This window comes from Ancylobacter koreensis, from assembly GCF_023016525.1.
GTDB classification, from domain to species: domain Bacteria; phylum Pseudomonadota; class Alphaproteobacteria; order Rhizobiales; family Xanthobacteraceae; genus Ancylobacter; species Ancylobacter koreensis.
In genome coordinates, this window is the sequence record NZ_JALKCG010000001.1 from 866912 (window position 1) to 892211 (window position 25300).

Consider the following 25300-nt stretch of genomic DNA (forward strand, 5'->3'; position numbering starts at 1 on the left):
AGAACGCGCTGCGCCTCGCCGCCGTCGACCGCGCGGCGCGCCGGCTCGGCCTCGCTCCCGGCCTGACGCTGGCGGATGCCCGCGCCCGCGTGCCCGATCTCGCCGTCATCGACCATGACCCGACCGCCGACGCCGCCTTCCTTGAGAAGATCGCCGACGATTGCGACCGCTGGACCCCGCTGGTGGCGCTCGACGGGGCGGACGGGCTGGTGCTCGACATCACCGGCTGCGCGCATCTGTTCGGCGGCGAGCCCGACATGCGCGCGCGCCTGCTCGCCCATCTCAAGGCCCATGACGTGGGCGCCATCGCCGTCGTCGCCGGCACGCCGGACGCGGCGCGGGCGCTGGCGCGCGCGGGTGCCGGGGGCATCGTGCCGCCGGGCGGTGAGGCGGCGGCGGTGGCCGGGCTGCCGGTCGCCCGGCTCGACGTCGATGCGGAGATCGTGACGGGCCTGTCGCGCGCCGGGCTCAGGACCATCGGCGACCTTGCCGCGCGCCCGCCCACCCCGCTCGCCGCCCGTTTCGGCATGGAGCTTCTGACCCGGCTGGCCCGCACGCTGGGGCGCGAGGACGTGCGCATCGTGCCGCGCCGTCCGCTGCCGGCCGCCATTGCCGAGCGGCGCTTTCCCGAGCCCATCGCCCGCGCGGAGGACATCGAGGCGACGCTCGGCCTGCTGGCCGACGACCTCGCGCTCATGCTGGAGGCGCGCGGCGCGGGCGGGCGCGCCTTCGAGGCGAGCTTTTTCCGCGCCGACGGGGCGGTGCGCCGGCTCACCGTCGAGACCGCGCGCCCCTCGCGCGATTCCCGCGCCCTGCGCCGGCTCTATCGCGAGCGCCTCGACGCGCTGGCCGATCCGGTGGACCCCGGCTTCGGCTTCGATCTGGTGCGCCTCGCCGTGCTGCGCGCCGAGCCGCTCACCCCGGCGCAGGTCAGCCTCGACGGCCGTGCGGTGGAAGAGGAGGAGGTGGCCGCGCTGATCGACCGGCTCGCCGTGCGGCTCGGCCGTGCGCGGGTGCTGCGCTTCCTCGAACGCGACACCCACGACCCCGAGCGCGCCAGCGTTCTGGTGCCGGCCGCCGATCCGCGGGTCCCTCGTCTGGCTTCCCCGCATCCGCCGGCGCGGGCGCCTGCGCTGGCCCGCCCGCTCACTCTGTTCGAGCCGCCGCAGCCGGTCGAGGCGCTGGCCGAGGTGCCGGACGGTCCGCCGCTGCGCTTCCGCTGGCGGCGCGTGGTGCATGAGGTGGCCCGCGCCGAGGGACCCGAGCGCATCGCTCCGGAATGGTGGCGCGACGCGCGCCCGGACGGCACGCCGACGCGCGACTATTACCGGGTGGAGAACCGCGAGGGCCGGCGCTTCTGGCTGTTCCGCGCCGGCCTCTACGAGCGTGCCGGGGAGGGCTGGCACGCCGGCGGATGGCGGGAGCGGGCGGGGCAGGCGAGCGTCGGGCAGGCGAGCGTCGCGACGGGTTGGACCGAGGCGCCGCGCTGGTTCCTGCACGGGCTGTTTCCATGAGGCCCGCCATGAAACATGTGACGACGCCCGCGAGGGAATGCGTCACGAGGTTCACCCCCGGCTCGCCCCAAGGTGCGCCCCGCGCGATGCGTGGGCGCGGCAGGTGGTCGGGGCGCGCGGCTTGCCGCGCGAAAGAGTCCGTTATGAGAGCCGCCCATGAGAAAGCCGCCCATGAGAAAGCCGCCTCCCTTCTTCGCGGAGATGGTCGCCGCCTCCAATTTCTCCTTCCTGCGCGGCGCATCGAGGGCGGAGGAACTGGTGCTGCAAGCGTTGCTGCTCGGCCATGCGGGGCTGGGCATCGCCGACCGCAACAGCGTGGCCGGCGTGGTGCGGGCCTATGCGGCGCTGAGAGACATCAGGGAGCGTTTTTCCGGCTTCTGGAGCGTACCGAAGCCGGAGAGGAGACCGCCGGGACAGGGCGAGGAGGACGCGGCCACGCGCCTCCTGCGCCAATGGGCGGAGGCGGCTGCCGATGCCGGCCTTCCCGGCGAGCTGCCGCCCTTCACCCTGGCGGTGGGGGCGCGGCTCGCCTTCGCCGACGGCACGCCGGACATCGTCGCCCATGCACAGGATCGCGACGGCTGGGGCCGGCTGTGTCGCCTGCTCACCACGGGCAATCTGCGCGGCGCCAAGGGTACCTGCCGGCTCTTCCTTGACGACCTGCTCGCCGATGCGCGCGGCCTCTCGCTTATCCTGATGCCGCCGAACGATATGCCGGCTAAAAATATGACCACGCTCGCCCCGCCGCTCGCCCGCCTCGATGAGGCGGCGCCCGGCTCGCTCTGGCTCGGCGCCAGCATGGGCCGGCGCGGCGACGACCGCCGCCGGCTGGCGGCGCTGAAGGTGCTCGCCGCCGGGGCCGGCGTGCCGCTCCTCGCCACCAACGACGTGCTCTACCACCACCCCGACGCGCGCGACCTGCAGGACGTGCTCAGCTGCATCCGCGAGGGCGTGACGATCGAGACGGCCGGGCGGCTGCTGGAGGCCAATGCCGAGCGCCACCTCAAGCCTCCCGGGGAGATGGCCCGCCTGTTCCGTGACGCGCCCGAGGCGGTGGAAGAGACGCGCAACTTCCTCGCCCGCATCGATTTCTCGCTGGACCAGCTGAAATACGAATATCCCGAGGAACCGGTGCCGCCGGGCCATACCGCGCAGTCCCGGCTGGAGGAGCTGACCTGGCAGCGCGCCCTCGTCCGTTATCCCGACGGCGTACCCGACAAGGTGGCGGCCCAGCTCATGACGGAGCTCAAGCTCATCGGCGAGCTGGGCTACGCCTCCTATTTCCTCACCATCCGCGACATTGTCGATTTCGCGGAGAAGGAGGGCATCCTGTGCCAGGGGCGCGGCTCGGCGGCGAATTCCGCCGTCTGCTACGTGCTCGGCATCACCGCGGTGGACCCGGCGAGCAGCAACCTGCTGTTCTCCCGCTTCCTCTCGCGGGACCGCGGCGAGCCGCCCGACATCGACGTCGATTTCGAACATTCCCGGCGCGAGGAGGTGATCCAGTACATCTATGAGCGCTACGGCCGGCACCGCGCCGGCATCGTGGCCACCGTCATCTCCTACCGTCCGAAAAGCGCGATGCGCGATGTCGGCAAGGCGCTCGGCCTCACCGAGGATGTCACCGCGCGCCTCGCCGGCACGGTGTGGGGAAGCTGGGGCCGCGACATCGAGGACAGTCAGGCCCGCGAGGCCGGGCTCGATCCCGGCAACCCGACCGTGGCGCGCGCCCTCGCGCTCGCGTCCCGCCTGCTCGGCTATCCCCGCCACCTCTCTCAGCATGTCGGCGGCTTCGTGCTTACCCAGAACCGGCTCGACGAGACGGTGCCGATCGGCAATGCGGCGATGAAAGACCGCACCTTCATCGAATGGGACAAGGACGATATCGACACGCTCGGCCTGCTCAAGGTCGATGTGCTGGCGCTCGGCATGCTGACCTGCATCCGCAGGTCGCTCGATCTGCTGAAGCAGCACGAGGAGACCGACTGGGGCCTCGCCGAGGTGCCGCGCGAGCAGCCGGACGTCTACGACATGCTGTGCGCGGGCGATTCCATCGGCGTGTTCCAGGTGGAGAGCCGGGCGCAGATCAACATGCTGCCGCGCCTCAAGCCGCGCGAGTTGTACGATCTCGTCATCCAGGTCGCCATCGTCCGGCCCGGCCCGATCCAGGGCAACATGGTGCATCCCTATCTGCGCCGGCGCGACGGCAGCGAGAAGGAGACCTATCCCTCGCCCAGGCCGCCGCATGATCCCGACGAACTGCGCGAGGTGCTCTCGCGCACAAAGGGCGTGCCGCTGTTCCAGGAGCAGGCGATGCAGCTCGCCATGACGGCGGCGAAGTTCACCTCGGAGGAGGCCAACCAGCTGCGCCGCGCCATGGCGACCTTCCGCAATCCCGGCACCATCGGCGGATTCCGCAGCAAGCTGGTCGAGGGCATGGTGGCGCGCGGCTATGAGCGCGCCTTCGCCGAGCGCTGCTTCGAGCAGATCAAGGGCTTCGGCGAATATGGCTTCCCGGAGAGCCACGCCGCCTCCTTCGCCAAGCTGGTCTACATCTCCGCCTTCATCAAATGCCGCTTCCCCGCCATCTTTGCGGCGGCGTTGCTCAACTCTCAGCCCATGGGCTTCTACGCCCCGGCGCAGATCGTGCGCGACGCCGCCGAACATGGGGTGGAGATCCGCCCGCCGGACGTCAATTACAGCCTGCACGACTGCACGCTGGAGCGCGACGCGCCCGGCGTGCCGCTGGCGCTGCGGCTCGGCCTGCGCCAGCTCGACGGTTTCAGCGAGGCGTGGAGCGAGCAACTCGCCCTCGCGCGGGCGGGGGGCTTCTTCGCCGACATCGAGACGCTCGCCCGCCGCACCCGCCTGCCGGCGGCGGCGCTGCGCAAGCTCGCCGATGCCGACGCCTTCGGCTCCATGGGGCTCGACCGGCGCGCGGCGGCCTGGGCCATGCGCCGGCTGCCGGACGACGCGCCGCTGCCGCTCTTCGTCGCCGCCGATGCGCGCGAACTGGGCGAGGATGCCGACGCGCATCTGCCGCTGATGCCGCTGCCCGAGCAGATCGCCGTCGACTACCAGACCACGCGGCTGTCGCTGAAGGGCCACCCGATGGGCATGCTGCGCGCGCTCTTCGCGGCGGAGGGCGTCGCCTCCAGCGCGCAGGTGGCGGCGCTGCGCGACGGTGCCTATGTGCGCGCGGCCGGGGTGGTGCTGGTGCGCCAACGCCCGGGCAAGGGCAACGCCATCTTCATGACGCTGGAGGACGAGACCGGCATCGTCAACGTGCTGCTGTGGACCCGGCAGTTCGAGCGCTACCGCGCGCAGGTGATGGGCGCCCGCCTCGTCGTCGTCGAGGGCCGGGTGCAGAAGAGCCGCGAAGGCGTCGTGCATGTGATGGGCGAGCGGGTGATCGACCGCACGGCCGAGCTGGGCCGGCTGTTCGAGGATCCGCGCCATCTACCCTCGCCGCAGGCCGATCCGGGCGAGGACCCGCGCCTGCGGAAGGCGCGCGCCGGGCAGGGGGGCGCCGTGTCCGCCCCGGCGGCCGGCCATATGCTGGCGGGCCGCCGCTCCGGCCAGGGCCACCCCCGGCAGGTACGCATCCTGCCGAAGTCGCGCGACTTCCACTGAGGGGGAAGGTCATTGAAGGGCAAGCCCATGCGAAGGGCAAGCCCATGCGGGTTCGCGATAGCCACCTTCCCGCCCTCATGGCCGGGCCTGACCCCGCCACGCGGACGTATCGCCGGCGCAGCGGGCAGAGTGCACGGGGCAGATGGGTCCACCGGGCAGGTGGGTCCCGAGGCAAGCCCGGCGCCGGGGAAGGTGAGGTTTCGGGCCGGTCTCAGGAGTGCCCTGTCGCGCTTCCCGTTTTCGGTGTTAGTGATGCGCCGAAATGGCGCGGCGCGCCTTGAGCAACGAGGAGACATCCATGGTCGGCCGTTTCGACGACTGGGAAAAGGACGAGAAGGGTCATCTGAAGGTGTGGCCGATGCTGGCCTTCACCACGGCGCTGTTCGGCGCGGAGAAGGTGGGGCTGCGCGTCGAGATCGGCACCCAGCAGCCCAAGCCCGGCGAGCCGGTGCCCGCATTGCAGCTCGTGCTTGATCCCGCGCAGGTGCGCCAGCTCGCCGAGGCGCTGGCCGAGGCCGAGGCGCGCCTTGCCGACGTCCGCTTCTCCTCGGCCAGCCCGGTCGCGGGCAAGGCATAGCTCCGCTCTCGCACGGACGGCGCCGTCGGCAGCGGGTCCGCCGCGCCGGCGCCCTCCGAGGGCGGGTGGCTACGCGTCCTCCAACCGGCCGTTCGGCGTATAGGCATCAACCGCCTTCGGCAGGGTGCGCGACAGTCGCGCCAGCAGTTCCTCGCGCGACAGGCCGGTCTGTTCCGAGAGCGTCTGCAGCACGTCCGGGCCGATGGCATGCTCCAGATTGCGGTCATCGATCTCCCGGTTCTCGCCGGTGCCGACCCAGGAATCGGCCTCGTCATGGCCGTTCTGGCGGAAGCGGTCGAGCAGTTCCGAAAGTCCGTTCTGCAGCAGGTTGCCGGAGGCGGCGCCGCCGAACAGTCCGCCGAGGCCGCCAAGCAGCCCGCCGAGCCCGCCGCCGCCTTCTTCAGGCTGGGGCTGGCGGGTCTGGCCCGGCAAGCCGGACTGGTTGGGCAAGCCCGCCTCGTCTGGCCTCCCGCCCTGGGTGGCGCCTTTGATCATCTCGGCGATCTTGTCGCGGTTCTGGTAGCCGGCCATCGCCAGCAGGGCGAGAAGCGCCGTCATCGAGGGAAATGCACGGTTGCTCATGATCGTCCTCCGCTGCGTCAGTCCGGGCTTTGCGCCGGTCCAGCTCTACGTCAGTCTCAGGAACCAAATCGGGACGAGACGGTTCCCCTTGCCGGCAGCCAAAAGGAGAAGGGTCATGGGGTTTATCTGGACGATCATCATCGGCTTCGTCGCCGGCGTCGTCGCCAAGTTCATCATGCCGGGCGACAATGAGCCGTCGGGATTCATCCTGACGACCATTCTGGGGATCGTCGGCGCGTTCGTCGCCACCTATCTCGGGCAGGCGCTCGGCTGGTACGGGCCGGACGAGGGCGCGGGCTTCATCGGCGCCGTGGTCGGTGCGCTGATCGTGCTGTTCGCCTACGGCGCTCTGGCGCGCCGCCGCGCCTGACGCGCGGCACGGGTCAGGCCGCGAGGAACTGCGCGTCGGACTGGTCGAGCCTGCGGCGGATCTGGGTGACGATGAGCTGCTCGTCGGGCAGGCAGTTGTCATAGGTCAGCCGCTCGCCGGCCTTGACGGGCTTGAGCACCTTCGCCCGCTCGGCGAGGCCCAGCGGCAGGGCGAAGCTGTCGCGGGCGTCGCGCCAGCTCATGGTGAAGCCGCGATAGTCGTATTCGCCGATCTTGCCCAGCGTCTGGCCCGGCTGCAGATCGCGCTTGGCCACCGCCGTGCACTCGGCGACCGGATGGTCCAGCACCTCCATGTCCGGCGTGCCGTGCAGCACGGCGCGGATCGCCGACAGCGGCACTTCCAGGCTGGTGAGGTGATAGGGGCGGATCAGCGCGAAGCACGGGCCGGGACCGACCTTGAGGTCGGCCATGCGCTCCAGCACGCGCGGATGACGCGGCTTGACGATGCAGAACACGCCCGGCGCCACGCCCTTGCCGAGGGTGAAGTCGACCACGCCCGGGCGCGAGAGGATGCCGCCATCCTCCTTCGTGCAGAGCACCTGTGCCAGCACGTCCTTGTCGGCCGCCGGCCCATGCATGCCCGGCACGTCGGGCACAAGCCCGGTGGCGTTGGCCAGCGCCGTCATCTCCACCATGGTCTTCGAGCCGTCGACGAACTCGACCAGCATGCGCGGGTTCATGTTGCGCGCCTTCGCCTCCTCGACGAACTCGTCGGGGATGGCGTCGGGCTTGAAGGCGTTGTTCTTGGCCTTCCCGGCGCAGACGATCTCGAAGCCGAGCGCCTGGGCGAAGCCGATCAGTTCCACCGTGGCGGCGGGCTCGTCGCCGGCCGCGCCGGTCAGCACCACGCCGGCGGCGCGCGCCTCCTGCTTGAGGAAGCGGCCGATGGTGATGTCCGCCTCCACGCTCAGCAGCACCACGTGCTTGCCGTTGCGGATCGCCTCCAGCGAGACCAGCGTGCCGATGTTCGGGCTGCCGGTGGCGTCGATCACCACGTCGATGCGCCCGCTCGCGCACATGGAGCGGTAGTCGTCGGTGATGACGAAGTGCCCCGCCTCGATGGCGCGGTCGATCTGGCTGGTGGAGGAGGCGGAAACGATGTCCTCGCGCCGGTGGCCGGCCATCAGCGCGGCGTCGATGGCGGCCTGCGCGTTGAGCTCGGTGACGGCGCCGATGCGCACGCCGGGCATGAGGGCGGCCTGCACGATGAGGTCGGTGCCCATCTGGCCGGCGCCGGCGAGGCCGATCGTCACCGGCCCGTGCGTGGCGGTCCACTGCGCCAGTTCGGCCGCGATCCCCGTCCGCACCATCCCGCTTGCACCGAGCATACGCTCAACCCTTCCCTGGCCTTCCGCAGCGCCCGCATCGCCGGCGCCGCCATTGTTCTTCTTCGGTACTCGACATTCGGCCGGAGGCAAATAGCGGCGATGCGTCCCTCCCGCCATTCCGGCGGTCAGTAGTCGGCGCCGACCTCTTCCAGTACCGCGGCCGCCGTCACCTCGTCGGTGATGAACACGGTCGGACGCAGCATGCGCAGCGCGGCGACCACGGCGTGGGTCTTGTCCGGCCCGCCGGAGGTCAGGATGCGCTCGGGCGTCGCCTGCAGCGTCTCGATCGGGATCGACATGACGCGGGTATTGATCGGGTGGTCGACCGGCCGCCCTTCGATGTCGATGAAATTGTAGCACACGTCGCCCACCGCGCCGGCGGCGATCAGCGAGGCCCAGTCGGCGTCGGAGAAGAAGCCGAAGCGCAGCGAGGTGCTCTCCGACTGCATCTCGCCGACGCTGAGCACCACCGCGTCCATCTCGCGGGCGAGGGTGTAGACGGTGCCGAGCCCGCAGCGCTCGATCAGCGCGCGCTTGGTCTCGATGCTGTCGACGACGGCGGGGGCGGCGATCAGGTGGCAGTCGGCCTGGAACAGGCGCGAGAGCTGCCAGGCGAATTCGGAGGGGTTGTACTGCTTGGCCTTGGTGATGCCGCCCAGCAGCGAGATGACGGAGAGGTTAGAGACCGTCTTCTCGTCGATGAAGCCGAGCGCGCGCATCAGCGTGCGGCCCCAGCCGAAGCCGATCTTCATGTCGGAGCGGATGAGGTCGGAGATGAACTGGCCGGTCGCCGCGCCGATGGCGCTGGTCGGGTCGGCGAGCGGGCCGGAGAGCGGCGCCACCACCGCCTCGCGCAGGCCGAACGCCTTCTGCAGCCCCATTTCGAGGCGCGGCAGCTCGGCGATCTCGCGGCTGAGCGAGATCTTCACCTCGTTCAGCGCGCGCGCATCGGCCAGCAGGCGCACCACGGTGACGCGGCCGATGTCCAGCGCGTCCGCGATGGCGCTCTGCGTCATGCCCTCGACATAGTACATCCACGCCGCACGCAGCCGCAGCCGTGCCGAGCGCCGTCCGGTCGGGCTCAGGTCGGCGAGCGTCTCCGGCTCGCTCAGGCCGCCCGGCCTGGTCGTCGCGGCTCCTCCCGACATCAGCACTTCCCCCGAATGACGCGCACGCGCTGCTATAGAGGAGCGCGGCGCCAATTCAAACAATCCCGACGCACCCCGAGCACCGCCCGGCCGGGCCGGGGCAGGCGGGGCGGCGGAGTTTACGCAAAAACCCGCTTGTCGTCGCGTCACGCACGGGGCACGGTGCCCGCACAGGCACTCTTGGTCCCGGCATGTCCAGCACCGACGAAACACTGAAGCTCGAGGATTTCCTCTGCTTCGCCGTCTATTCCGCCAACCACGCCTTCAACCGCGTCTACAAGCCGCTGCTGGACCGGCTCGGCCTGACCTATCCGCAATATGTCGCCATGGTCACGCTGTGGGCGCAGGATGGCATCACCGTCGGGCAGATCGGCGAGCGGATGCTGCTGGAGACCAACACGCTGACCCCGCTGCTCAAGCGGCTGGAGGCGGCCGGGCTGGTGCGCCGCGTGCGCGATTCCACGGACGAGCGGCAGGTGCGCATCCACCTCACCGAGAAGGGCCGCGCCTTACGCGCGGAAGCCGGCAGCATCCCGCAGGAGATGGGCCAGTGCCTCGGCCGCGACCCGGCCGCCATCGGGGAACTGACGGGCGAGCTGACCCGCATCCGCGACCAGCTCCTCACCCACCTCAAGCCGTAGTCGTCTCCTCGCCGCCGCCGGCGGCCGGACCGGGTTCCGGTGCGGCGGGCGGATTCTCCACGAGCTGGCCCTCGATGAAGCGTCGGTGGCGGGCGATCTCCGTCGCGAGGAAATCGAGGAAGGCGCGCACGCGCGGGGAGTGCCGCAGGTCCGGATGGGTCAGCAGCCACAGATCGGCGGCGTAATCATTGTCGGGCGGGCCGAGCCGGACCAGCGAGGGCCGCGCGTCGCCGATGAAGCACGGTATGTGGCCGATGCCGATGCCGTTCTCGACGGCCTCGGCAAGCCCGAGCACGCTGTTGATCTTGTAGGCCACCTTGTCCGGCGCGACGTGCTCCTGCACGAACTTCACCGTCTTCAGCGAGCCGAGGCTGTCGCCGAGCGACACCCAGTCGCGCGCGTCGAGCTGCTCGGGCGAGACGCTGCCGGGCTCGGGAAAGTCGATGGCGCGCCCGTAAAGCGCCCAGGCGATGCGGGCGACGCGCCGCCCGACGAGGTTCTCCGGCGGGTTGTCGGTGGCGCGCACGGCGACGTCGGCGTCGCGCTTGGAGAGGTTCAGCGGCTGGTTGCTCAGCACGATGTCGAGCCGCACCTCGGGATATTTCTCGCGGAAGGTGGCGAGGATCGGCATCAGAAGGTGGATCAGCAGGGAATCGGGCGTCGTCACCCGCAACTCGCCCGAGGGGGCGGGCTCGCGCCCGGCGAGCTTGCGCCCGACGGCGGTGATCTCCTCGTCGAGCCGATTGGCCAGCGCCACCATCTCCTCGCCCGCCGGGGTGAGCGCGTAGCCGGTGCGGTGGCGCTCGAACAGCGGCGTGCCGAGCTGCTCCTCGATCTGCTTGAGGCGGCGGAACACGGTGGAGTGGTTCACCCCGATGGCGGCGGCCGCCGCCGGCAGGCCCTTGGCGTCCGCCACCGCCTTGATGAGCCGGAAGTCGTCCCAGGCGAGGTTCTTGAAAGGTTCGGCCATGCTGCTCCCCGGTCGCCCCCGACGAATTAAGTGCCTGCATGAGCAGCGAATTTGCCACCTGATGCAGGAGGCCACGATAACAGCAGAAGAGAGATTGCGTCAACGCAATTAAGTTGGAGTGGCATTGCGTCCGTGCCGGGCTATCTCTTGTCGCAGACAGAGCGCCGGTCGCGCTCGAAAGAGGGCAGGACAATGAACCGCAACGGCATCCATCATGTGACGGCGATCGCTGGCAATGCGCGTCGCAACGTCGAATTCTACACCCGGACGCTCGGTCTTCGGCTGGTCAAGAAGACCGTCAATTTCGACGATCCGGGCACGTATCACTTCTACTACGGCGACGAGGCCGGCTCCCCCGGCACGATCCTCACCTTCTTTCCGTGGGACCACGTTGCCCCCGGTCGCCTCGGCATCGGCGAGACGCAGGAAACCTCCTTCCGCGTGCCGGAAGGTTCCATCGGCTACTGGACGCAGCGCTTCGTCGAGAAGGGCGTGGCGCACAGCGCGCCGGTGAAGCGCTTCGGCGAGACCGTGCTGGCCTTCAAGGACCCGCACGGCATGCGTCTTGCGCTGGTCGGCGTTCCCGGCATCGAGAACCAGCCGGCCTGGATCGGCACCGACGTGCCCGCCGAGAACGCCATTCGCGGCTTCCACGGCGTGAACCTTCTGCTCGCCGAGGCGGCGCCCACCGGCGCCATCCTCACCGACGTGTTCGGTTTCACGCAGATCGGCCGCGAGGGGTCGCTGGTGCGCTTCAAGGCCGAAGGCACGGATATCGGCTCCATCGTCGACATCCACGAGGCCGGCGGCTTCCTGCCTGCCCGCATGGGCGGCGGCTCGGTGCACCACATCGCCTTCCGGGCGGCGGACGATGCGGCCGAGTTCGATATGGTCCGGAAGCTGACCGAGAACCACGGCATCCGCACCACGGAGCAGAAGGACCGCAACTACTTCCGGTCCGTCTATTTCCGCGAGCCCGGCCACGTGCTGTTCGAGATCGCCACCGACGTTCCCGGCTTCGCCGCGGACGAGCCGCTGGCGAGCCTCGGCGAGGCGCTGAAGCTGCCCGGCTTCCTCGAAGGACGCCGTGGCCAGATCGAGGCGGTTCTCCCCGAGATCGCCTGAACCTAACCCGCCTGAACCCAAGGTGCCGCCCCGCGTGGGCGGCACCTCCCATTCCAACGAGGAGGCCGCCATGACCGCTCCCGCGCTTTCCTTCGTGCATCGTTTCGAGCCCGCCCGCGAGGCGGGCGCGCCTCCGCTGCTGCTGCTGCACGGCACGGGCGGCGACGAGAACGACCTTCTCCAGCTCGGCCGCATGATCTCCCCGGGCTCGGCGCTGCTCTCCCCGCGCGGCAAGGTGCTGGAAGGCGGCATGCCCCGCTTCTTCCGCCGCCTGCGCGAAGGCGTGTTCGACGAGAACGACGTGCGCGCCCGCGCCGCCGAGCTCGCCGGCTTCATCGCCGAGGCGCGCGAGGCCTATGGGCTCGCCGCCCCGGTGGCGGTCGGCTTCTCCAACGGTGCCAACATCGCCGCCGCGCTGCTTTTGACGCAGCCTGACGCGCTCGCCGGCGCCGTGCTGCTGCGCGCCATGGTGCCGCTCGCCGATCCCCCGGCGGCCGACTTGGCCGGGCGTGGCGTGCTGCTGCTCTCCGGCGGCATGGATCCCATCGTGCCGGAGGAAAACGCCGCCCGGCTCGCCGGGCAGCTCCGCGCCGCCGGCGCGTCGGTCGACCACCGCACGCTGCCGGCCGGGCACGGCCTGTCGCAGGCGGATATCGCGCTGGCGCGCCAGTGGATTTCGGCGCCCCGGCAGGTCGCCGCCTGATCGCAGGGGAACCCGACGCCACTTCCCGCATTGCCGCCACGGCGCGACTGCTTAAGTATCGCCGTGGCGGTCATGGTTCGGGGAGACGCAGATGCGTTGGGAGGATTTTCGGCGCAGCAAGAATGTCGAGGACCGTCGCGGCGAGGGCGGCGGCCTCGGCGGGGGATTTGGCGGCGGGCTCGGAGGCGGGCTCGGGCGCGGCGGCCGCATTGGCGGGCGCGGCGGGCTGGGCATTGGCGGGCTCATCGTCATCGGCCTCATCGCCTGGGCCACCGGCATCAACCCGGCCGTGCTGATCGGCGGCGCCGAGATACTGCTCGGCGACGGCGACAGCAGCGGCTATTCGCAGCCGCAGGGCCAGAGCGCCCCGCCGCGCAATCTCAGCGCCGAGGACAAGAAGCTGGGCGATTTCGCCGCTGTCATCCTTGCGCAGACCGAGGACGTCTGGACGCCGATCTTCAAGGCGGAGGGCGCGACCTACCAGGAGCCCGGCCTCGTTCTGTTCGAGGGCGCGACGGGCTCGGCCTGCGGCAACGCCGATTCGGCGGTCGGGCCGTTCTATTGCCCGCGCGACCAGAAGGTCTATCTCGACACATCGTTCTTCAATGAGATGAGCCAGCGCTTCCGGGCGCCGGGCGACTTCGCCGCCGCCTATGTCATCGCGCATGAGGTCGGCCACCATGTCGAGAACCAGATGGGCCTGCTCGCCAAGGTGCAGGCGGCGCAGCGCGGGGCCTCCCGCGCCGAGGCCAACGCGCTCTCGGTGAAGGTGGAGCTGATGGCCGACTGCCTCGCCGGTGTCTGGGCGCATCATGCCGACGCCAAATGGCGCATATTGCAGGACGGCGATATCCAGGAGGCGATGAACGCGGCCTCCGCCATCGGCGACGACCGGCTGCAGAAGCAGTCGCAGGGCTATGTCGTGCCCGACAGTTTCACCCACGGCACCTCGGCGCAGCGGATGAAATGGTTCAAGCTGGGACTGGACAACGGCTCCGCGCAGCGCTGCAACACCTTCCAGAGCAACATCTGACCCGCGCATATCCCAACGGGCGGCAACCCGCCGCCCCCACCGAGGCCGCGATGACCACCCAGCCCGACCCGCCGCCCTTCGTGCCGCTCGCCATCGCCGTGCTGACGGTGTCCGACACCCGCACCCCGGCCGACGACCGCTCGGGCAACACGCTGGTGGAGCGGCTGGAGGCGGCCGGCCACCGGCTCGCCGCGCGCGATATCGTGACCGACGACGTGGAGGCGATCCGCGCGCGCGTCGCCGGCTGGATCGCCGACCCGGCGGTGGATGTCGTCATCACCACCGGCGGCACCGGCTTCACCGGCCGCGACGTGACGCCGGAGGCGGTGGAGCCCCTGTTCGAGAAGCGCATGGAAGGCTTCTCGACCGTGTTCCACATGGTGTCGTTCAAGAAGATCGGCACCTCGACCTTGCAAAGCCGCGCCACCGCCGGCGTCGCCAATTCGACCTACGTCTTCTGCCTGCCCGGCTCGCCCGGCGCCTGCCGTGACGGCTGGGACGAGATCCTCGTCCACCAGCTCGATATCCGCCACAAGCCGTGCAATTTCGTCGAGATCCTGCCGCGCCTCGATGAGCACCTCAAGCGCGGCAAGCTGCGCGCACCGGCCTGAGGCGGCGAGGGGGGCTCAGCCCTCGGGCAGCAGCATCTGCGAGCGCAGCAGAACCAGCCTCCGCCGGCCGATGCGGGCGAACATGCGCCGTGCGGTGTTCGTCCCCGGCGCGTGCCCGCCCAGCGCCTCGTAGAAGCGGCGGTGAATCAGCAGCCCCTGCTCCGGGCGCGGCCGGCCGGTGAGCGCGTGGCCGAGCACGGCCGCCGCCTCCCTGAGGCGCGGCGCCACGCCGAAACCGTCCAGCGCGAGGCGGAAGGTTGCCGCCCGCGCGCCCATGGCGCCGCTGCGCTCGGCCTGGTCGGTGAAGCTGCGCACCTCGCGCGTCCAGCCGTCCTGCAGCAGCCCCATCGGTTCGAGGAACAGCAGCCAGGGCGCCCGCGCCGCCTGGGCACCGGCGGCGAGCCGCGCGCCGGCATCGGCAGGGCCTTCCAGATATTCGCAGCCCGCCGCGTCGGCGATCTCGGCCACCTCCGGCCGTCCCCCCGAATCGACCAGCAGCACCTCGCGCACGATGCCGGCGGCGGCACCGGGCACCAGCGAGGCGAGCGTGGGAATAAGGAGCCTGGAGGTCTCACCGGTGGGAATGACGACCGAGATCACGCGCGGAGGCACCCTCGACGATGTCGCTGGAACAGGCGGGAAGGCCTGATGGGGGAAGCGTTTCCCTGCCTATCGCACCGATCCGCGCGCGTACAGCCCGGTGGTCGCAATTCAGTCAATGTTCTTGCTATGTTCTCATTGTCCGGTTAGAGATTCACGCCATGGAACGCCGCAGCACCGAGTCCGGATCGACCACCCCGCGCGCGGGCGCCGCCCCCGCCGTGCCGCGCCATGTCGGCCGGCTGGCGCAGGAGCGCCGGGCCCGGCGGGCGGAGGAGGCGGAAGCCGCCGCGCGCGACACCTCCACCCTGTCGGAGCTGGACGCGGCGCCCCCGCCCCCCGTCCCCGGCTGGATGGTGGAGGGCGAACGCCGGCGCGGGCGCGGCGCGCTCTCCAACGCCGCCGGCCGCTTCGAGCCGCATGCGCGCGAGGCGTTCGACGATGGCTGGCAGAGCCTCGACGACCTGCCCCCCTTCCGCACCAGCGTGACGGTGGAGAAGCCGCGCACCATCATCAACCGCAACGATTCGCCCGATGTCGGCTTCGACCGCTCGATCAACCCCTATCGCGGCTGCGAGCATGGCTGCGTCTACTGCTTCGCGCGGCCGACCCACGCCTATCAGGGCCTCTCCGCCGGGCTCGACTTCGAGACGCAGCTCTTCGCCAAGCCGGACGCGCCGGAGCTTCTGGAGAAGGAGCTGTCGAAGCCGGGCTACGAGCCGCGCACCATCGCGCTCGGCATCAACACGGACGGCTACCAGCCGATCGAGCGCGACTGGCGGCTGACCCGGCGCATCCTCGAAGTGCTGAACGCCTTCGGCCACCCCGTCGGCATCGTCACCAAATCGGCGCTGGTGCTGCGCGACCTCGACATTCTGGCTCCGATGGCGGAGCGTGGGCTGGTGAAGGTGGCGCTTTCCGTCACCTCGCTCGACCACAAGCTCGCCCGCGTGATGGAGCCGCGCGCCGCCACCCCGCAGCGCCGGCTCGACACCATCCGGCGCCTCAGCGAGGCCGGGGTGCCGACGGCCGTGCTGGTGGCTCCTGTGGTGCCGGCCGTCACCGACGCGGAGATGGAGCGCATCCTCGACGCCGCTGCGGCGGCCGGGGCATCCGAAGCCGGCTATGTCATGCTGCGGGTGCCGCTGGAGATCCGCGACCTGTTCCGCGAATGGCTGCTGGCGCATTTCCCGGACCGCTACCGCCACGTACTCTCGCTTCTGAAGGAGATGCATGGCGGGCGCGAATATGATTCCACCTTCGGCCAGCGCATGACCGGCTCGGGGCCCTATGCCTGGACCATGGCGCGGCGCTTCGAGATCGCGGCCGAGCGGCTCGGGCTCAACAAGCGCCACACGCGCCTGACCACCCGCCATTTTCGCCGCCCTCCGCGCAAGGGCGAGCAATTGTCGCTGTTCGGGGAGGAGACATGAGCATCGTGGCTATCGAGAATCCGCCGGATGGGAGCGACGCTTCGCCCGACGGACCGGCGGGCACGCAGGCGGAGCCGGCGAGCGGCGGCAGCGAGGAAATCGGGGCGGGCGGGGAAGTCTCGGCCGGCCCGGCTGACGAGGCGGGCGCGTTGCGCCGCCGTGCCGCCGCCCGCGAAGTGCCGCCGCTCCGGCTCTGCCTGGTGACGCTCGGCGTCGCCGATCTGCCCCGCTCGGTCGCCTTCTACGAGGCGCTGGGGCTGGAGCGTCGCATGCCGCAGGCGCAGGGCGTCGCCTTCTTCGACGCCGGCGGCGCCGTGCTCTCGCTGTATCCCCGCCACGAGCTGGCGGCGGATGCGGGCGTGCTGCCGGGCCGCGCGGGACAGTTCGGCGGCGTCGCGCTTGCCTGCAACCGGGCGAGCCGCGCCGAGGTGGACGCCACGCTGATCCGCGCCGTCGCGTCCGGCGGGCGGGCGCTGCGGCCGGCGCAGGCGACCTTCTGGGGCGGCTATTCCGGCTATGTCGCCGACCCGGACGGCCATCCCTGGGAAATCGCCCACAACCCCGGCTTCGGCCTCGACGCCGAGGGGCGGATCGTCCTGCCGGCGTGAGGGGGCTGACCGGACAAGGCGAGGAGAAGCCGGCGAAGAAAGGCGCAAGGTGAGAGGCGGAGAGGCAAGAGTTCGGGTAGTGTCTCAGTTTGAAATCTCGCGCCGTTGACGAGCCTGTCGTCACCGCGCCCAGCGCCCTATATGCTTAGCGAGAAGCATTGGAGCAGCCGATGGCATTTTACAATTCCCACATGTCTCCCGTGAAGCGCGCACGAATTCACAAAGGGACGTGTGTCCATTGCCGTGACGGCAAAGGGCAAGAGAACTAGATAGAACATTCGATAGGTAAATCGAAATGGTAATGAAAAACTTTTATTCATTTTTATTTTATATATTATACAAACTATTAAATCAGTATAGATTTGTATTTTGGTGGTGCTTTGGAATTTTTGCGTTAAATTTAATTCGAGTGTCAATTTGGGAGGCGGGAAATATAATATATGCAATTGTTTGTTCGGTAATGGCTGCGTTGTCTCTTATTCTCTGGTTTGTATTGTTGGCCATTTTTGTGTCCGTATATTACCTTTCTTGGTCGCATGCGCTGCGAGCTGAGATGCAGTTGCGGACATTTAGCCCTTCTCAGGCAGCGGAGAGATATTTCGGAACAGGCGGTCGCCCGAGGTGAGGGCTAGGAATTTAGCGAAAGCCTGAAAGCCATTACTCATTACAGTAGCGTGTCTCTCTTCGAATTTTTATGGCGGCTTAATAACTCACTGGCGTCGCCAACCTAGTTTACATAGGGCGTATACGCGGTCTCACCCGACGGCGCGAAAGAATAGCTCGGGAGCCACAGGATGCTCGGAACCATTCGATACCTCGTCGAGGCTAAAGCCTATATGGCATCTCAGTTCGGCAAATACACAGACACTGGGTTATGCCAGCACTGCAAGCCCGGAGTTGACTGAATGCCTAGAGGTCGCAAAGGCGAGAAGCGCCCCACTGACGTGATCGGCAACGCCGTCCACGGCATGCGCATCGCCACCGGCGAGGATTGACGAGTCCGCCACGGCGCCTATGCCACGGCCGTCACTCCGGCGGTCCATCCAGCCGTCATCCCGGACGGCCCGCAGGGACGATCCGGGATCACATACGTCGCTTGCAGGACGGCGGGCGACTCGGCTCCGTCGCTTACAGGATGGCAGGGATCACAGCCGCTCCACGGCGGCCATCCTGTGGCCGGTGCTCCACGGTCGCCATCGCACAGTCGCACAGCCGTCATCTCGGACGGCCCGCCGGGGCGATCCGGGATCGCACTGTCGCTTGCAGGCCGGCCGGCGACCCGGCTCTGTCGCTTACAGGATGGCCGGGGCCGCGGCTCCGCGCCTCAGGGAATATCGCTTTTCGCCAAGTCTGCTTCTCGCCAGACCTACTTCGCCAGACCTGCCCTCCCGGCGCCTGCCCTGCGCGAACCCGCGCAGCGCCGGCGCCTCGTAGCACCGGCCCTCGGGTCAAACGTAAGCCGGCCCCAAGGCGGGATGTCGTCCCGCTCCCGGCAGCGTCCGCGCGCCCGCTCAGTTGCCGAGCAGCGGCGCCAGTTCCTTGTCGAGATCGGCCGGGCTCATGGCGCCGGACACTTTCTTGCCATTGATGAAGAAGGTGGGCGTCGAATCGACGCCGAGCTGCGAGCCGAGCTTGGCGACCTCGTCGATCTGGCCGGCCAGCTTGGTGTCGTTCAGGCAGGCGTTGAACTGCTGCTCGCTCATGCCGCTCTGCTTGGCGATGGCGAGCAGCGCCTGCGCCGGGTTGTTGCCGAAGGCCCAGCTCTTCTGGGTCTCGAACAGCGTGTCGGTCAGCGGGTAGTATTTGCCCTCGCCGCCGCAGCGCGCCAGCATGAAGCCGGCCTTGGCCACGATGTCGAGCGGGAATTCGCGCAGGATGAAGCGCACCTTGCCGGTGTCGATGTATTTCTCCTTGAGCACCGGATAGGTGGTCTCGTGGAAATGCGCGCAGTGGCCGCAGGTCAGCGAGGCGTATTCGACGATCGTCACCGGCGCGTCGGCCTTGCCGAGCACCTGATCGGGCAGGGCGCCCGGCGCCATCAGCTTGGCGGCATCCACCGTCTGCGCCTCGGCGCGGCCGATCAGGCCCAGCCCGCCGGCCAGCCCGCCGGAGGAGGCGAGGGCGACGAGGGCGCCGGCCGTGAGCGCGGCGGTGCCGATACCTTCGAGGAAGCGACGGCGGTCGATCATGGTTTTCTCCACAGCAAGGCCGGGCGTCGCCGGCCCCAGAATGCATTAGCGCCTACAGCCAGCGCGCGGACATGGCAACGGGCGCGCGCCATACGCAGCGTCACCGCTGCGTGAAGCGCGGGCCGGCGCGGCCGGGCGCGCGCGGCGGCTTGCGCATGTCGCGGGCGACGAGAACGCGGAGCCGGGCGAGCGCGTCGGCCAGCGCGGGGTCCTCGAAGGTGCCGACCTCGCGGTCGAGCCGGCGTCGCGCCTCGGCGCAGGCCCGCGCGTCCGGCTCGACGAAGGCCGCGCGGATGCGCGGGCGCGGCACCGGCCCCTGCCGCAGCGCGATGCGGCCGATGCAGCGCCAGCCGAAATAGCGGTTCACCCGCTCGATCACCACGGGCGCGTCGTGCTGCAACTCGATGGCGAATCCGCCCTCGACCCGCACATGAAGCACGCCCGGCTCCTCGCTGTCGGCGCGTGCCGGCCAGGCGAGCTTGATGGGCACGGCCCGCGCGGCCAGCATCTCGCCGACGATGTCCGCCCAGCGGGTGACGATCTCCACCGAGGCGAGGCCGCGCTGGCGGCAGCTCTCGGCGATGGTGGCGTCGATCAGGTCGGCGAGCGGGCGCGGGTGCGAGCGTGGGGCCATGGGTCGGGAGCTGCGGAAAGCGGATGTCTTGCCGTAGGCGGCCGATGCGGCCACCTTGCGGATTCTTCGCAGAGGATCGCATGCAAGCCGCCGCCAATCCAGCCGCGTTTCCGACTGAACCATCGCCCGCCGCGCTGCTCGCCTGGTACGACCGTCACCGCCGCCGCCTGCCCTGGCGCGCCGAGGGCGGCGCGCGGCAGGAGCCCTACCGCGTGTTTCTGTCGGAGATCATGCTGCAGCAGACCACGGTCGTGACGGTGGCGCCCTATTATGCCGCCTTCCTCGCCCGCTGGCCGGATGTGGCGGCGCTGGCGGCAGCGCCGCTGGAGGAGGTGCTCTCGGCCTGGGCGGGGCTCGGCTATTACGCCCGCGCCCGCAACCTGCACGCCTGCGCCCGCGCCGTGGTGGAGCGCCATGGCGGGCGTTTCCCCGAGACGGAAGAGGCGCTGCTCGCGCTGCCGGGCATCGGCCCCTATACGGCGGCGGCCATCGCTTCCATTGCCTTCGAGCGCCGCGCCGCGCCGGTGGACGGCAATTGGGAGCGGGTCGTCGCCCGTCTCTTCGCGGTGAAAGCGGCGCTGCCCCGCGCGCGGCCGGCCCTGCGCGCGCTGGCGCTCACCCTGCTGCCCCCGGCGCGCTTTGGCGATTTCGCGCAGGCGATGATGGACTTGGGCGCTACCATCTGCACGCCGCGCAAGCCCGCCTGCGCGCTCTGCCCGTGGACCGAGGCCTGCGCGGCGCGGGCTTCCGGTGCGCCGGAGCGCTATCCCGTGAAGGCGGCCAAGGCCGCGAAGCCGACGCGGCGCGGCGTCGCCTTTCTCGCCGTGCGGGCGGACGGGGCGGTGCTGGTGCGCTCGCGGCCCCCGCGTGGCCTGCTCGGCGGCATGAGCGAGGTGCCCTCGACACCGTGGGAGGAGGAGCAGCCCGCCAAACCCGTCGTCCATGCCCCGCTCAGAGCTTCATGGACCGCGCTGAACGCGCCGGTGACGCATGTGTTCAGCCATTTCGCGCTGGAGCTGGAAGTCTGGCGCGCCGCGCTCCCGGCGGCCACGCCTGCACCCGACGGCCATCGCTGGGTTGTGCCCGACGGTTTCGACGCGGAGGCGTTTCCGAGCGTGATGCGCAAGGTTCTTCGCCACGCCGGCTCCGGCGGCGAATGAACCTTCCCGCTCGTGGATCGTTATTCCTGCAACCCGCGCTTACGCGGACGGAAATCAGGAGATGACCACCATGGGCAGCACGATGGACAAGGCCAAGGGCCACGCCAACGAGGCCATCGGCAATGTGAAGCAGGCGGCCGGCAAGGCCACCGGCTCGGAGAAGCTTCAGGTCGAGGGCAAGGCCCAGGAGCTGAAGGGCGAGGGCCAGAAGGCCAAGGGCGAGATCAAGGATGCGGTGAAGAAGGCCGGCAATCTCTGAGGCTTTCCCGCAGAATGTCGAAAGGCCGCCCCGACGGGCGGCCTTTTTTCATGCGTACCGCGCGAGGCCTATTCGGCGGCCAGCGCCATCTCGGAGCGCACGGTGGCGCGCAGGCTGTCGATGGGCCTCAGCCCCTCGCGGGTGGCGATGTGCCAGAAGGTCCAGCCATTGCAGGCCTCGATGCCCTGCGCGAGGGCGCCGGCGCGGTGGATCGAGCCGATCTGGCCGAGGCCCGGCGCGGTCTCCAGCGACAGCGTGCCGTCGGCGCGCACCAGCGCCCGGAAGCGCGAGCGGGCATCGGTGAGCAGCGTGCCGGGCGCGATCAGCCCGCGCTCCAGCAGCGCACCGAAGGCGATGCGCGGCGCCTCGCGAGCCGTCGGCGCGGCGGCCAGCGTCAGTTCCGGCAGCGGCTCCACCGCGTCGATGCGCGCCTGCGCGGCGTCGGCATAGTCGGGATCGCGCTCGATGCCGACGAAATGCCGGCCGAGCCGCTTGGCGACCGCCGCCGTGGTGCCGGAGCCGAGGAAGGGGTCGAGCACCACATCGCCAGGCTTCGAAGCGGAGAGGATCACCCGCGCCAGCAGAGCTTCCGGCTTCTGGGTGGGGTGGACCTTGCGGCCGTCGCCGCCCTTCAGCCGCTCGGTGCCCGAGCAGATCGGGAACAGCCAGTCGGAGCGCATCTGCACGTCCTCATTGGCCGCCTTCATCGCCTCGTAATTGAAGGTGTAGCCCTTGCCGCCCGGCTCGCGCGCGGCCCAGATCAGCGTCTCATGCGCATTGGTGAAGCGCCGGCCGCGGAAATTCGGCATCGGGTTGGTCTTGCGCCAGACGATGTCGTTGAGGATCCAGAAGTCGAGGTCCTGCAGCATGGCGCCGACGCGGAAGATGTTGTGGTAGGAGCCGATCACCCACAGCGTGCCGGTGGGCTTGAGCACGCGGCGCGCCGCCAGCAGCCAGGCGCGTGTGAAGGCGTCATACGCCTCGAAGCTCTCGAACTTGTCCCAGGCATCGTCCACCGCGTCGACGCGGCTGTCGTCGGGGCGCTTCAGCTCGCCCTGGAGCTGGAGATTATAGGGCGGGTCGGCGAAGATCAGGTCGACCGAGGCCGCCGGCAGCCGCGACAGGGCGGCGACACAATCGCCGCGCACGATGGTGTCGAGGGGGAGGTCGGCGGACGGGCCGGGACGACGCGCCGCGCCGGATCGGGATGCCGTGCGGGCCTCCCCGTTACGAACCACCTTCATGGACGCTCAACCCTACTCGCTACCGGACGCAACACTCACGCGGCCGCCGCCGGACCCGAGGGATGCGCGGCGGCGCCTGTCCACAATCTCCGTCGCGCAGGGTAAAGACCGGGTAAAGGTAATCACCGGGGGAACGCGACATGGTCGAAACCATCGGTAAACCATCGCCACCGCCCGAAACGCCGCCCCCCGCAGCGCCGCTGCCGGCCGCCGGCGATCTGCCGCGCTGGCATGGCGACGGGCTGATCGCCCGCTCCGTGCGTTTCGCCCTCACGGTGATGGCGCCGATCGTTTGCGGCCTCGTCGTCGGCGTCGATACCTGGATGATCTACGCCATGCTCACCTGCATCCTCGGCTTTACCCTCGACAAGGGCGGGCCGGTGCTGGAGCGGCTCGTCTGGATCGGCGCGGCGGGTGTTGTGGTGCTCGCCGGCACCGGCATCGGCACGCTTGTGGCGCACCATACCGGCCTCGTCATCCTGGCCTTCGCACTCGCCGGGGCGCTCTACGCTCTGGTGGAGAGCATCGACGCCGGCGCCGCCGCCGCGGCCCGCTTCCTGTGCCTGACGCTCGCCGTCGGCGCGCTCTATGCGCCGGTGCAGCCGCTCGACCTGCCCGTGGTGGCCGGCTTCGTGCTTTATGCGTGGCTGGTGTCGCTCGGATGGGACGTGGCGGTGCGCCTGTGGCGGCCCTCGGCGGCGCCGGACCCGCGCGCGCTGCTGGCGCGGCTGCGCGCCACCGAGCGCGAGCGCTGGATTTTCGCGGGGGCGGTGGCGATCTCGGTGCCGCTCGCCCTGTTCACCAGCCTCGCCCTCGGCCTGCACCGGCCCTATTGGGCGCTGATCGCCATCGTGCTGGTGCTTCGGGCGGATTCGCTGGCGAGCCGGCAGCTCATGCGCCAGCAGATCCTCGGCACCCTGCTCGGCATCCTCGCGGCGCTGGCCTTCGGCTTCCTGTTCACCGCCCATGCCGCACTGCTCACCGGCATGGCGGTGGCGGCGCTGCTGCGCTGGCCGGCGCAGCAGCTCAACGGTACGCTCGGCGCGGCGGCGCTCACCGCCTTCATCATGCTGCTGCTGGAAGTGGTCGCCGGCGGGGTCGGCGGGGCCGCCCGCGATATCGTCGAGCGGCTGGTCGACGTCATGGTGGGCTGCGTCTTCGCCTTCGTCGCGCTGGAGCTCGACCGGCTCGGTCAGCGCCTGCTGCGCCGCCGCTAGGCGTGTGTCAGGCCCCGCCTTCCGGCAGGCGGCGGTCGCGCAGGGCGAGGCCGGCCAGCACCAGCGCGAAGCCGAGGCCGTGATAGAGCTGCATCGCCTCGCCGATCAGCCCGATGCCGAGCGCGCCGCCGAATACCGGCATGAGCTGCAGGAACTGGCCCGCCCGCGTCGGGCCCAGCGTTGCGACCCCGCGGGCCCACAGGATGAAGCCGAGCGTCGGCAGGCTGCCGACATAGAGCACCAGCAACACGATGGCGCCGGGCCGCGCGGCGTCCGCCCCGAGCGTCGCGATCTCCCACAGCGCCACTGGCGCCAGCGCGACGAGGCCGAAGGGAATGCTCACGGTGAGTGCAGCAGCTGGCGAGAGCGTGGTGGGGAAGCGCTTCAACAGCACGGCATAGAGCGCGAAGGCGGCGATGCCGAGGAAGAGCAGCACGTCGCCGCCATGCAGGTCGAGCCGCGCCAGCGTGGCGATGTCGCCGCGCAGCACGATCAGCCCGACCCCGGCGGTGGAGACGGCGAGCGCCAGCCGCGAGCGGGCCGAGGTGCGCTCGCCGAGCAGCAGCCAGCCGAACAGGCCGACAAGGATCGGCGCCGCCGCCCCGATGATCGAGCCATTGACGAGGCTGGTATGGGCGAGGCCGGCATAGATCAGCACGGTGAAGACGCCGATGTTCAGTACGCCGCAGGCGAGCCAGAACGGCCAGCGCCGGGCGATCTCGCCGCGTTTGGCCAGAATCTCAGGGCCGGTGAAAGGCAGCAGCAGGGCGAAGGCCAGCGCCCAGCGGGCGGCGGAGAGGGCTGCCGGCGGCACGATGTCGGCGGCCAGCCGCCCGGCGAGGAAATTGCCCGACCACAGCAGGGCGGCGCCCGCCAGCGCCAGCGCGGCGAGATTGGCCGGCGTGCCGAGCCCGGCGGTGCGGAACGAGCCGGCCGTACGGGAGACCAGCGGGGTAAACGTGTCTGCCACCAATGCCACGACGCGCCTCCCGTGAGTGCCGAGCGGAACAGGGAAAGATGCCTGATTAGGTCAGTGTAATTGACCTAGTTCGGCATGTCCTTGCGTTCTCGGGCGCTTGGAGCCCTGACGGCGGCAGATTCTGCCGTTCAGGCGGGCTTTTTCGGTCGCGTCATCTCGCTGCCTGTCTTTTCGGCAGCGGAATCGGTCGTCGCGACGGGGCGCAGATGGTCGAGCGGCAGATGCCCGCTTTCCTTCACCCGCTTGAGCGCCAGCGAGGAGCGCACGCCGCGCACGCCGGGCAGGCCCATCAATATGTCATGGGCGAAATGGGCGAAGCCGTCGAGGTCCTCGCACACCACATGCAGCATGTAGTCGCTGTCGCCCGTCACGCTGTAGCAGGCGACGACCTGTGGCAGCGCGAGCACCGCCGCCTCGAACGCGCGGGCGGCCTCCTCGACCTGCCGTTCCAGATGCACATGGATGAAGGCGAGCACGCCCAGCCCCAGCCGTCCCGGCTCCAGCCGCGCCTGATAGGAGGCGATCAGCCCCTCCTCCTCCAGCCGGCGTGTGCGCCTGAGGCACGGCGAGGGCGACAGGCCGATGCGCTCGGAAAGCTCGGCATTGGTCAGCCTGCCGTCCTGCTGCAGTTCACGCAGGATGCGCAGATCGAACATGTCGAGCGCTGGAGCGCGCATGATCTGTCTCCATAAGGCCATTTCGCGGCAGAATCGGGCGGCAAG

At 70.0% G+C, this 25300-nt stretch carries 24 protein-coding genes; 14 read left to right on the top strand and 10 right to left on the bottom strand.

Translation table 11 applies throughout. The annotated features are described in order from the left end of the window. Positions 1 to 68 precede the first annotated feature (68 nt). From MWN33_RS03960 to MWN33_RS03970, 3 genes are all read left to right on the top strand, one after another. Positions 69 to 1514 carry a Y-family DNA polymerase gene (locus MWN33_RS03960; protein WP_425531967.1) on the top strand — a complete coding sequence of 482 codons (1446 nt, stop codon included), beginning with the start codon at positions 69 to 71 and terminating at the stop codon, positions 1512 to 1514. 171 nt (positions 1515 to 1685) lie between these two features. After that, complete coding sequence (locus MWN33_RS03965) at positions 1686 to 5147, top strand: error-prone DNA polymerase (protein WP_247198958.1); 3462 nt, start codon at positions 1686 to 1688, stop codon at positions 5145 to 5147. A gap of 298 nt (positions 5148 to 5445) precedes the next feature. Next, entirely contained in the window at positions 5446 to 5724 is a 279-nt protein-coding gene (locus tag MWN33_RS03970; protein ID WP_247198960.1) for a hypothetical protein, read from the top strand. Positions 5725 to 5793: 69 nt separating this feature from the next. On the opposite strand, the gene MWN33_RS03975 is transcribed toward MWN33_RS03970, so the two are convergent. Then, entirely contained in the window at positions 5794 to 6306 is a 513-nt protein-coding gene (locus MWN33_RS03975) for a YidB family protein (RefSeq protein WP_247198962.1), read from the bottom strand. A 115-nt stretch (positions 6307 to 6421) separates the two neighbouring features. Between MWN33_RS03975 and MWN33_RS03980 the strand changes: the two genes are divergently transcribed. Then, a complete protein-coding gene (locus tag MWN33_RS03980; protein WP_247198964.1) occupies positions 6422 to 6676 on the top strand; it encodes a GlsB/YeaQ/YmgE family stress response membrane protein in 255 nt (84 codons plus the stop codon). A 13-nt stretch (positions 6677 to 6689) separates the two neighbouring features. Here MWN33_RS03980 and MWN33_RS03985 read toward each other — a convergent pair whose 3' ends face one another. After that, a complete protein-coding gene (locus tag MWN33_RS03985; protein ID WP_425531952.1) occupies positions 6690 to 8024 on the bottom strand; it encodes an NAD(P)H-dependent oxidoreductase in 1335 nt (444 codons plus the stop codon). 125 nt (positions 8025 to 8149) lie between these two features. Then, complete coding sequence (locus MWN33_RS03990; protein ID WP_247198968.1) at positions 8150 to 9172, bottom strand: sugar-binding transcriptional regulator; 1023 nt, start codon at positions 9170 to 9172, stop codon at positions 8150 to 8152. Between the two features lie 191 nt (positions 9173 to 9363). Between MWN33_RS03990 and MWN33_RS03995 the strand changes: the two genes are divergently transcribed. Further along, entirely contained in the window at positions 9364 to 9813 is a 450-nt protein-coding gene (locus MWN33_RS03995; protein ID WP_247198970.1) for a MarR family winged helix-turn-helix transcriptional regulator, read from the top strand. Here the strand turns inward: MWN33_RS03995 and MWN33_RS04000 are convergent. After that, entirely contained in the window at positions 9803 to 10783 is a 981-nt protein-coding gene (locus MWN33_RS04000) for a LysR family transcriptional regulator (RefSeq protein ID WP_247198972.1), read from the bottom strand. The two genes, MWN33_RS03995 and MWN33_RS04000, sit on opposite strands and share 11 nt — an antisense overlap. 192 nt (positions 10784 to 10975) lie before the next feature. Here MWN33_RS04000 and MWN33_RS04005 point away from each other — a divergent pair, with 192 nt between their 5' ends. From MWN33_RS04005 to moaB, 4 genes are all read left to right on the top strand, one after another. Next, positions 10976 to 11908 carry a ring-cleaving dioxygenase gene (locus MWN33_RS04005; protein WP_247198974.1) on the top strand — a complete coding sequence of 311 codons (933 nt, stop codon included), beginning with the start codon at positions 10976 to 10978 and terminating at the stop codon, positions 11906 to 11908. A 70-nt stretch (positions 11909 to 11978) separates the two neighbouring features. Continuing rightward, the gene (locus tag MWN33_RS04010; RefSeq protein WP_247198976.1) at positions 11979 to 12611 is read left to right on the top strand and encodes an alpha/beta hydrolase; all 633 of its coding nucleotides are present in this window, start codon (positions 11979 to 11981) and stop codon (positions 12609 to 12611) included. 91 nt (positions 12612 to 12702) lie between these two features. After that, the gene (gene ypfJ / locus MWN33_RS04015; protein ID WP_247198978.1) at positions 12703 to 13644 is read left to right on the top strand and encodes a KPN_02809 family neutral zinc metallopeptidase; all 942 of its coding nucleotides are present in this window, start codon (positions 12703 to 12705) and stop codon (positions 13642 to 13644) included. 50 nt (positions 13645 to 13694) lie between these two features. Then, positions 13695 to 14255 carry a molybdenum cofactor biosynthesis protein B gene (moaB, locus tag MWN33_RS04020; protein ID WP_247198979.1) on the top strand — a complete coding sequence of 187 codons (561 nt, stop codon included), beginning with the start codon at positions 13695 to 13697 and terminating at the stop codon, positions 14253 to 14255. A 15-nt stretch (positions 14256 to 14270) separates the two neighbouring features. On the opposite strand, the gene MWN33_RS04025 is transcribed toward moaB, so the two are convergent. Beyond that, positions 14271 to 14855, bottom strand: a complete 585-nt coding sequence (locus tag MWN33_RS04025) for a glycosyltransferase family protein (RefSeq protein ID WP_247198981.1) — start codon at positions 14853 to 14855, stop codon at positions 14271 to 14273. A 353-nt stretch (positions 14856 to 15208) separates the two neighbouring features. Here MWN33_RS04025 and MWN33_RS04030 point away from each other — a divergent pair, with 353 nt between their 5' ends. Together MWN33_RS04030 and MWN33_RS04035 are read left to right on the top strand one after the other, a co-directional pair. Further along, positions 15209 to 16288 carry a PA0069 family radical SAM protein gene (locus tag MWN33_RS04030; protein ID WP_247199781.1) on the top strand — a complete coding sequence of 360 codons (1080 nt, stop codon included), beginning with the start codon at positions 15209 to 15211 and terminating at the stop codon, positions 16286 to 16288. Continuing rightward, positions 16285 to 16896 carry a VOC family protein gene (locus MWN33_RS04035; RefSeq protein ID WP_343312383.1) on the top strand — a complete coding sequence of 204 codons (612 nt, stop codon included), beginning with the start codon at positions 16285 to 16287 and terminating at the stop codon, positions 16894 to 16896. The genes MWN33_RS04030 and MWN33_RS04035 overlap by 4 nt, the downstream gene beginning before the upstream one ends. Before the next feature lie 1511 nt (positions 16897 to 18407). Here the strand turns inward: MWN33_RS04035 and MWN33_RS04040 are convergent. Continuing rightward, on the bottom strand, positions 18408 to 19085 hold the full coding sequence (locus MWN33_RS04040) for a DsbA family protein (protein ID WP_247198983.1): 678 nt from the start codon (positions 19083 to 19085) through the stop codon (positions 18408 to 18410). Between the two features lie 100 nt (positions 19086 to 19185). Continuing rightward, a complete protein-coding gene (locus MWN33_RS04045) occupies positions 19186 to 19719 on the bottom strand; it encodes a DUF721 domain-containing protein (protein ID WP_247198984.1) in 534 nt (177 codons plus the stop codon). Between the two features lie 80 nt (positions 19720 to 19799). Here MWN33_RS04045 and mutY point away from each other — a divergent pair, with 80 nt between their 5' ends. Next, entirely contained in the window at positions 19800 to 20879 is a 1080-nt protein-coding gene (gene mutY, locus MWN33_RS04050) for an A/G-specific adenine glycosylase (protein WP_247198986.1), read from the top strand. Between the two features lie 70 nt (positions 20880 to 20949). Further along, positions 20950 to 21138: a CsbD family protein gene (locus MWN33_RS04055; protein ID WP_247198988.1), complete on the top strand. Its 189-nt coding sequence runs from the start codon at positions 20950 to 20952 to the stop codon at positions 21136 to 21138. 68 nt (positions 21139 to 21206) lie between these two features. Here MWN33_RS04055 and MWN33_RS04060 read toward each other — a convergent pair whose 3' ends face one another. Then, positions 21207 to 22382 (bottom strand): site-specific DNA-methyltransferase, encoded by a 1176-nt coding sequence (locus tag MWN33_RS04060; protein WP_247198990.1) that lies wholly within the window; start codon positions 22380 to 22382, stop codon positions 21207 to 21209. 140 nt (positions 22383 to 22522) lie between these two features. Here MWN33_RS04060 and MWN33_RS04065 point away from each other — a divergent pair, with 140 nt between their 5' ends. After that, positions 22523 to 23599, top strand: coding sequence for an FUSC family protein (locus tag MWN33_RS04065; RefSeq protein ID WP_247198992.1), 1077 nt, complete (start codon positions 22523 to 22525; stop codon positions 23597 to 23599). A gap of 7 nt (positions 23600 to 23606) precedes the next feature. Here MWN33_RS04065 and MWN33_RS04070 read toward each other — a convergent pair whose 3' ends face one another. Together MWN33_RS04070 and MWN33_RS04075 are read right to left on the bottom strand one after the other, a co-directional pair. Then, positions 23607 to 24578 carry a DMT family transporter gene (locus MWN33_RS04070; RefSeq protein ID WP_247198994.1) on the bottom strand — a complete coding sequence of 324 codons (972 nt, stop codon included), beginning with the start codon at positions 24576 to 24578 and terminating at the stop codon, positions 23607 to 23609. 128 nt (positions 24579 to 24706) lie between these two features. Further along, the gene (locus tag MWN33_RS04075) at positions 24707 to 25255 is read right to left on the bottom strand and encodes an Lrp/AsnC family transcriptional regulator (protein WP_247198996.1); all 549 of its coding nucleotides are present in this window, start codon (positions 25253 to 25255) and stop codon (positions 24707 to 24709) included. Between the last annotated feature and the right edge of the window lie 45 nt (positions 25256 to 25300).